Genomic DNA, 305 nt, shown 5'->3' on the forward strand with positions numbered 1-305 from the left:
CTAACTGAAAAGGAAGAAAAGTTAAGGAAAGATATGGATTTACATGGTCTGCATGTCCTTTTGGCAGAGGACAATGATTTAAATGCAGAGATAGCAGCAGCTTTGCTGGAAGAACAAGGGATGATCGTAACCAGGACTGCCGATGGAAAATCTGCCCTGGCACAGTTTTGCAATACAGCTCCGGGGACCTTTGATCTGATTTTGATGGATATCATGATGCCAGAAATGAATGGCTATGAAACGACAAAAGCTATCAGAAATCTGTCGGAGCGTCCGGACGGAAAGGAGATCCCTATTATTGCAAT

The 305-nt window shown here is 43.3% G+C and carries 1 protein-coding gene; it reads left to right on the forward strand.

Annotated features, from left to right (window positions below):
* Window positions 1-33 precede the first annotated feature (33 nt).
* Window positions 34-305 (forward strand): response regulator (locus GPK58_RS12580; RefSeq protein WP_215638744.1); only part of this gene is annotated, 272 nt, incomplete at its 3' end.

This window comes from Blautia sp. MCC270, from assembly GCF_018785605.1.
In the GTDB taxonomy this organism is placed as follows: Bacteria; Bacillota; Clostridia; order Lachnospirales; family Lachnospiraceae; genus Blautia_A; species Blautia_A fusiformis.